Annotated in this window: 8 protein-coding genes and 1 tRNA gene; 7 read left to right on the top strand and 2 right to left on the bottom strand. The window is 38.5% G+C overall.

Features of this window, described 5'->3' with window-relative positions; genetic code table 11:
• Positions 1-206: 206 nt before the first annotated feature.
• From ACFINA_RS07030 to ACFINA_RS07000, 7 genes are all read left to right on the top strand, one after another.
• Positions 207-500, top strand: coding sequence for a hypothetical protein (locus tag ACFINA_RS07030; RefSeq protein WP_375606464.1), 294 nt, complete (start codon positions 207-209; stop codon positions 498-500).
• 51 nt (positions 501-551) lie between these two features.
• Complete coding sequence (locus ACFINA_RS07025) at positions 552-1634, top strand: quinone-dependent dihydroorotate dehydrogenase (protein ID WP_375606463.1); 1083 nt, start codon at positions 552-554, stop codon at positions 1632-1634.
• Between the two features lie 138 nt (positions 1635-1772).
• Positions 1773-1849 (top strand) — tRNA-His (locus ACFINA_RS07020).
• 25 nt (positions 1850-1874) lie between these two features.
• The gene (locus tag ACFINA_RS07015; protein WP_375606462.1) at positions 1875-2015 is read left to right on the top strand and encodes a hypothetical protein; all 141 of its coding nucleotides are present in this window, start codon (positions 1875-1877) and stop codon (positions 2013-2015) included.
• Positions 2016-2137: 122 nt separating this feature from the next.
• Complete coding sequence (locus ACFINA_RS07010; RefSeq protein WP_375606461.1) at positions 2138-3481, top strand: MATE family efflux transporter; 1344 nt, start codon at positions 2138-2140, stop codon at positions 3479-3481.
• A gap of 260 nt (positions 3482-3741) precedes the next feature.
• A complete protein-coding gene (locus tag ACFINA_RS07005; RefSeq protein ID WP_375609061.1) occupies positions 3742-4080 on the top strand; it encodes an NADPH-dependent FMN reductase in 339 nt (112 codons plus the stop codon).
• 558 nt (positions 4081-4638) lie between these two features.
• Positions 4639-5028, top strand: a complete 390-nt coding sequence (locus tag ACFINA_RS07000; RefSeq protein ID WP_375606459.1) for a hypothetical protein — start codon at positions 4639-4641, stop codon at positions 5026-5028.
• A 46-nt stretch (positions 5029-5074) separates the two neighbouring features.
• Here ACFINA_RS07000 and ACFINA_RS06995 read toward each other — a convergent pair whose 3' ends face one another.
• The gene (locus ACFINA_RS06995) at positions 5075-5221 is read right to left on the bottom strand and encodes a hypothetical protein (protein WP_375608561.1); all 147 of its coding nucleotides are present in this window, start codon (positions 5219-5221) and stop codon (positions 5075-5077) included.
• 583 nt (positions 5222-5804) lie between these two features.
• The gene (locus ACFINA_RS06990) at positions 5805-5930 is read right to left on the bottom strand and encodes a hypothetical protein (RefSeq protein ID WP_375614153.1); all 126 of its coding nucleotides are present in this window, start codon (positions 5928-5930) and stop codon (positions 5805-5807) included.
• Positions 5931-6000: the final 70 nt, after the last annotated feature.

The raw sequence follows: 6000 nt of genomic DNA, 5'->3' as shown, positions 1-6000 counted from the left end.
TTCTTATACAGTTTTTACCCACACGCCAGCTTCGCTTGTGACGTGCAAGCGAATGGTTTTGATTGATTCAAGATAAACAGATTTGAAATGAGACAATCTTACGATATTCGGGATTCTTATTCAATATGAATAACGATTAACTATCATTAAAATCAATATATTATATGATATTACACAAAGTAACTTTGAGAATAGAGATAATTTTTTTGCCTTTTAAAGGGGGGTATAAGCTTACCTATAAGAAAGAAGAGAAAGGCTTTGGTGAAGAGCCATTGATGTCTCAATTTGTGCTGCATTTTATAAGGTTTAGGTTTGAAAGTTTATCTCTGAACAGTAGCAAAAAAGAGAAACGTTTTTTAAAGAATAAAAAGTTTTTACACGGTATGCATCAATATAAATGTGTATGGTTATTAATGGATTTTTATGCTGAAGTTTCTTATAGAAGAGAGCAGTATTATTTGGATAATATGCTCTCTTTGATTGGTAATCTTTTGTGTTAAAAGATATAGGTGAGGTGCGATGGATCATTTTTATGTTGTGGAGAAGGATTGATGAGTTTTTTTCGTTGTATTGGCCGTTCTGCCTTATTTATGTTGGATCCAGAGCAAGCACACGGTTTAGCGATTCTCGGGCTGAAAAGTGGATTAAATGGCTGTCAAAAGGTTATCGATAAACGTTTGTGTATAACTGTTGCTGGGCTTGAGTTTGAAAATTTTATTGGTCTTGCTGCGGGGTTTGATAAAAATGCAGAGGTTGTGGATGGTGTTTTTCGTTTAGGATTTGGTTTTACAGAAATTGGGACAGTGACACCAAAGCCTCAGATTGGAAATTCTAAACCACGACTCTTTCGTTTAAAAGAAGATGAAGCAATTATTAATAGAATGGGTTTTAATAATGATGGACATCAAGTTGTTTACAACAGATTGCGCGCGTGTAAAAAAACTGGTGTTGTAGGCGTTAACATTGGAGCCAATAAGGATACGGTTAATAAGATTGGTGATTATACTGTTGGTATTGCTCATTTTTATGATGTTGCTGATTATTTTACGGTTAATATTTCTTCTCCTAATACACCAGGCTTACGTGATTTACAGGCCCGTGACAGTTTGCATCTTTTGTTGAGTGCAATTTCGCAAGTGCGAAATGAGCAAGAGAAAAAGCATGGATTCTCCATTCCCATTTTTTTAAAAATTGCTCCTGATTTATCAGAGAAAGAATTAGATGATGTTGCTGAAGAAATAAAGCTTTCTAATTTTAATGGGCTGATTGTTTCTAACACAACTCTTTCACGCCAGGGGCTTAGCAATAGTCACCTCAGCAATGAAGAGGGAGGGCTTTCTGGACGTCCACTTTTTGAACGTTCTACTATTGTGCTTGCAAAAATGCGTCAAAAGTTAGGGAAGGAGATTGCAATTATCGGTGTTGGCGGTGTAAAGGACGCACAAACTGCTTTGGAAAAAGTAAAAGCTGGTGCAGATTTGATTCAATTATACAGTGGGATGGTTTATGAAGGTCCAGATCTTGTCATAACTATTCTGCAAGAGATTTTGCAGATGATGCAACAAGATGGAGTTGATAACATAAAAAGCTATCGTGATCATAGTCTTGAGCATTGGGCAAAATTTCCTTTGTAAAAAACGCTTTTTTCTTCACAAAAAATTGCGAGATTTTTTTAAAGGGGCTTGCAAACTTTGTTGATTTTCCTTATGTCACATAAGCAAAGGATAAATGCTTACAAAATCGTGAACAGTTATGGTACATTTTCTTTTTATGCGGTTGTAGCTCAGTTGGTTAGAGCGCTGGTTTGTGGCACCAGAGGTCGTAGGTTCAAATCCCACCAACCGTACCAAAAAATTTTATTGGAAATACTGAAAATGGATGTGCAAGACGAACAAACGCTTGCTAAGAGTATTGTATCACCGACTGTAACTGCTTGGGGGTATAATGTTGTACAAAAAACGCATGGCATTCCAAAAAAAACAATAAGGCGCATTGCGCTTCTCCTCTTACCTTAATGCGTTTTCATTATGCATCTTTTACACAAGATTTGCGATGGAAAGATTTTACGGAACAAATCAATTGTTTTGTTTAAAAGATCCGAGCTTCATACACTTTTCAATATGGAAGGGTATTCACAATGTTTGTTGTGATGAAGCAATTGCTATCTCTTGGCATGCCACTGGCTGTTGGGTTTATCTCTCAGATGATGATTTCCTTCACAGAAGCAGCGCTTGTAGCGCATTTAGGCGTGCAAGCCTTGAGTGGTACAATGTTAGCTCTGAGTATATTTAGTTTTGTTATGTTGTTTGGGCTAGGTATTATTACCGCGGTTGCACCAAAACTTGCGGAAAGTTTTCGTAGACAAGATAGATATGCATTAAAGGCATGGTTTGATCAAGGAATAGGGCTTTCCCTTTTGATTGGAACGGTGAGTGCGATCATTTTACTCAACACGAGGAATATTTTGTGTTTTCTCGGCCAAGATGGGACAATTGCCAATATAGCGCAGGAATATAATAGTGGTGCTGCTATAGGAGTGGTGTTTTTTTATCTTTATGTGAATAGCCGGGGATTGCTGTCAGCAATTGGTAATCCACAGCCTTTAACCTGGGTTATGCTTGCAGCTATCATCGTGAATTTTTTTATCTCTTGGCCGCTTATTTTTGGTATAGGTTCTGCGAGCGGATTAGGTGTCTTTGGTGCTGGAGTTGCGAGCAGTTTGATCCGTATTTTAATTGTTATCGCTGCGGCAATAATTTTGTCCCGCAATTCTGCTTTTCATTCTTTTCGCTTTAATTATTTGAGACCAAAGTTAGAGATTTCACGAATAATAAAATTGCTGCGAGTAGGGCTACCCATTGGTATACGTATTCTTATTGCGGAAGGCTTTCCTTCGGTCATTGCATTTATGATTACGGCTTATGGGGTCGAATCTTTGGCTGCACATACGATAGGGATGCGTATCGATATGCTTATTTCTGTGGTGGCTTTGGGAATTTCCAGCGCAGCTGCGACAATAGCAGCGTGGTATAGAGCAGATAGGAATAATATGGCTCTAAAACAGTTGCGTATAAGTGTCACAGTTTTTGCTGTAGCTTATGTCTTATTTTTATCAGTGGTTGTTTATCTCTCTTATGAATTTATCCTTACAACTATCTTTAATATTTCTTCAGAACGCGTTATTGTTTTCTCTTGGGAGTTGCTTCCATTCATCTTATTGTCTTTTGCTTTTGGCACTTTAGGAGCTATGCTCAATGGCATACTTGTGGGTTTGCTTGATACGTTTTGGTCAATAATTGTTGTAGCAATAAGTTATTGGGGGTTAGGCCTATTGGGGGGAGCGCTAATGGCGCATTTTTTTGAATATGACTTTATTGGCTATTGGCTTGGCATGATTGGTGCAAGCTTAATCGTTTCTATCTTTAATTATATGCGCGTGGGTTATTTAATAAAATGCAATCCTATGTTTGGGGTAGAGTGAGTGTTATAAAAGCGCTTGTAAAGCACTAGCTGTGAAGGCATAGCTATTCACCGTCCATAGAGGATGTTTTACTTCTATGGAGATAACAATATAGGTTACAAAACTTGCTTAATATTGAAAAGAAGTGCCTTTGATTGTAGCCTCAATATTCTTTATTGAATTTTAAAATAATATGGATTTATTAAAATCATTCGGCTTCAATTTAAGAGTAAGTTCGGTAGATTGGAAGAGTTTAATACCTTAAAAAATGACGAGAAAAAATGTGTTTATATTCATACGCCGTTGAGGAGGCATTTAAAAAAGTTGTTGTTTTTATAAGTTATTACAATACAATCAGCGGTGCTGAAGTGCATGCATTTGTTAAAACAATTGCAGTCGCTAACGGTGTTATTTTTGCAAATCCTGTTTATTACAGGTCTTATTCAGAGACTTTGAAGAATGCTCTTGATAATTTAGATTATGATGCTTTTTGGATAAAGCTTTTGGTCTTCTCTCTCATGACAATACAACCAAAAATGCGCACTGCCCTGTGTATATTTGGTACTAGTTGTGCATATGCTTTATGGACAGGCACTGCAATATCAAGTTGCTTCAGCTAAAGATGGTTTTGCGTTTGAGAATGAAAACCGTACATGGAGACTTAGCAGCGTAAATGTACGGGCTCGCTGCGCACATCTTGTTGATGAGATATATATTTTTAAACAATAAGGGTGGAGGATATGATCAAAAATGATAGGAAATACCGTTATTTAGTCGTTGGTGGTGCAGGACTGTTGGCTTCCGTGTGCCGGTCATTAGGGCTAAATAACGTGATTATTGCAGCGCGTTTTCGTTCTCATCAATCCAAAATCGAGTTATTTCAGATAAGGGCTAAATGTGTATCTTGGAGATTATTATAAGCCATAGGTACAATTTTTAAAAGGGGTACCACTATGGACGTGCTTGAAATATTGCATATTATGGGGGCATTCGCCTGCACATGCATTTTCGTGTAGGTTGAGATTGAGCTTTTGGCCTTCTTACCGAAGCCGCTTGCGTATTGTTTATGTTTTTGGTTCTAATGCAGAGGATAAAATAATCTCTGGATGTGCGCATCACAATAAGATTGATTCCACATCTGTAAAATTAGGTCAGAAAAGGCGATCATATGGCCGGCGGTGGTCAATGAGAAAAGTCTTTATGATCATGTGATTTGTGAGAGCCGTATTGAGAAAGAGTTTGCGCAAAATCTCGATAACGACTCTGATGTAAGATTGTTTTTTAAACTGCAAAGAAGTTTTAAAATAGCTACTCCCATTGGCTCTTACACGCCTGATTGGACGTTTTTTTTAGAGCGGGATGGCGAACAAAAGCTTTACTTTGTGCTGGAAACAAAAGGAACGAATAGCGAGTTTGATTTGCGTCTTAAAGAAATGCTGAAGATTAAATGCGGCAAGGCGCATTTTACCGCCCTTGAGACTGGTGTGGTGTTTAACGAGGCACCGGTGATGAGTTGGCGCGATTCTAAGCGGGGGATGGTAGTAGAGAGAGTAGGGGGGCTGTGGTAGGAGTGGGCGGTACGAATGAGGCTGTCTTTAGTTGCGTACCGACAAGCTAATTTTGTGCTTTGCGAAATTCGCCAAGGCTTTTGGACGTACCGCGTTTATCGCGTAATAAAATCTTATGAATATCATGCAGAAGGCGCGCAGAAACGGGTGATTGCGTGTCTAGCTTCCCAATGCCGTAATTAAGTACAGCCACATAATGAGATAGCTCTTCAATATCATCAGTCGTACTGATACTTTTTTTTTATTTTCAAACAATAATAGGTCAGATGGTAACGATTATGTCCTTTTTATCTGAGAAAAGAGTAGCACCGCTTGCGTATATGTACGAGTAAAAGTCAATCAACATTGGTCTGAGGTAAAAACCGCCAATTATTTCTAATACACCTAAGGATTTCATAGCTTGCTCTAACGGTTTATATAAAACCGCCCTTTTAAAAGATGGATTGGGCGGCAAATTTATTGGGATATAGGCTTTATGAATCTCTCGAACTAAGCTTTCTACTATGCAGGTCCTAAGGCGTGATTGCATATATGGTCGTATCTGTTGCTGCGTTGTGTAGGCAGAGATCCTAAATTAGGAAAGGAGGGCTGCTCTTTTAATTACAAAGGAAGAATACGGCGCGTAAGTGAAGCAAAATGTATTTTGAGGAGCAGTAAAGGGGTGAGGCATTTGATGTCCAGCGGGTGATGGATTAACTGGAGTATACGTAGGCATTGCTAGGGCGGAGTTTTTAGTTAAGAATTGCACTTCGTACGCTATAAGCTCTCTGCATCCTTCATATAGGCGTTGGATCATCGCCCAATGCAACGTAAAGGGGCTGTTTTGTCTTTAGCGTTTGTTTGGCTGCTTCTATAGTGCCGCTGGCTCTATCAGCCATTATGGTGATAATTTTCTCGTCCAAAGAATAAATCAATCGATTGCGTAATAGGGTATGTGTGCCTTTTTTGACCGTGTCTTTTTTTAAAAGCAGC

Origin of the sequence: Bartonella sp. AC10YNML (assembly GCF_042196825.1) — a bacterium.
GTDB lineage: Bacteria > Pseudomonadota > Alphaproteobacteria > Rhizobiales > Rhizobiaceae > Bartonella.
The sequence above is the reverse complement of the archived record's forward strand: the minus strand, read 5'-3'. Positions and strand labels throughout refer to the sequence as shown.